This window comes from Hydrogenophaga sp. GW456-12-10-14-TSB4 (assembly GCF_059424305.1).
On sequence record NZ_JBWKZH010000146.1, the window covers coordinates 1 to 1470 of the forward strand.

Sequence of the window (1470 nt, forward strand, 5' to 3'; positions counted from 1 at the left end):
CCACCACCACCAGCACCAGCGCCTCGTCCACCCCCGAAGGCGGCAGCAAGCTCACCGTCGGCCCCAACATCAAGCTCAAGGGCGTGGAGATCACCGACTGCGACACCCTCGTGGTGGAAGGCCTGGTCGAAGCGACGATGGACTCGCGCGTGATCCAGATCGCGGAACAAGGTGAATTCAAGGGTTCGGCCGAAATCGACATCGCCGAGATCCGCGGCGTGTTCGACGGCAACCTGACCGTGCGCCAGAAGCTCGTGATCTACGCCACCGGCAAGGTCACCGGCAAGATCCGTTATGGCAAGGTCGTGATCGAGGAAGGCGGCCAGCTCTCCGGCGACATCGAGTGCTCTGCCTCGTCCAGCGCCAAGTACCCGGCTTCGTCGTCGCAACGCTCCATGGCCCTGGCGGCCTGATCGCCCGCTAGCTCTGCGGCACGCGCCCGGGCAGGCCGGGCGTCGTTGCCCGCCCTCGGCGGCCCCGTTATGCTCGGGGGCATGTACGCCGAATTCTTCGGGTTGAAGCAGGACCCGTTCTCCATTGCGCCCGATCCGCGCTACCTCTTCATGAGCGAGCGCCACCGCGAGGCATTGGCGCACCTGCTCTACGGCATCCGGGGCGGCGGCGGTTTCGTCTTGCTCAGCGGCGAAATCGGTGCCGGCAAGACCACCATCTGCCGCTGCTTCCTGGAGCAGATTCCCGAGCAGTGCCGGGTGGCGTACATCTTCAACCCCAAGCTCACCGTCGGCGACCTGCTCAAGACCATCTGCAGCGAGTTCCGCATCGAGGTCAAGCACGAGGGCATCGGCCCGGCCACGATCAAGGACCACCTGGACCCGCTCAACGAGTACCTGCTGCAAAGCCACGCCCGGGGCGAGCGCAACGTGCTCATCATCGACGAGGCGCAGAACCTCACCCCCCACGTGCTGGAGCAGCTCAGGCTGCTGACCAACCTGGAAACCAACGAACGCAAGCTGCTGCAGATCATCCTGATCGGCCAGCCCGAGCTGCGCGAGGTGCTCGCGCGGCCCGAGCTGGAACAGCTGGCGCAGCGCGTGATCGCGCGCTTTCACCTCGGTGCGCTCAACGAAGCCGAAACCCGCCAGTACATCCAGCACCGCATGCAGGTGGCCGGCTTGCGCGGGCCGCTGCCCTTCTCCAGCCAGGCGATCCAGCGCATCCATGAGATCGCGCGCGGCGTGCCCCGGCGCGTGAACCTGCTGTGCGACCGCGCCCTGCTCGGCGCCTACGCCACCAACCAGGCCCGGGTGGAGCGAGCCGTGGTGGAAAAGGCCGCCGGCGAGGTGTTCGAGACCGAGACCCCCCTGACCCGCCCGCGCCGCGGGCAGGCCGCCGCGCCGCTGGCCGCCTGGGCTTCGCCCCTGGGCACACTGGGCCTCGGCCTGGTGGTGGGCGCCTTGGTGGCCGGCGCGCTGTTCTGGTTCTGGAGCCACAGCGCGCCCCGCCCCACGG

At 68.2% G+C, this 1470-nt stretch carries 2 protein-coding genes; both read left to right on the forward strand.

Annotation, left to right across the window (positions count from 1 at the left end; genetic code table 11):
* Window positions 1-413, forward strand: a 413-nt coding sequence (locus tag AC07ZS_RS29770) for a bactofilin family protein (RefSeq protein ID WP_494802031.1), incomplete at its 5' end; no start/stop codon positions are given.
* Between the two features lie 81 nt (window positions 414-494).
* Window positions 495-1470 (forward strand): ExeA family protein (locus AC07ZS_RS29775; protein ID WP_494802032.1); only part of this gene is annotated, 976 nt, incomplete at its 3' end.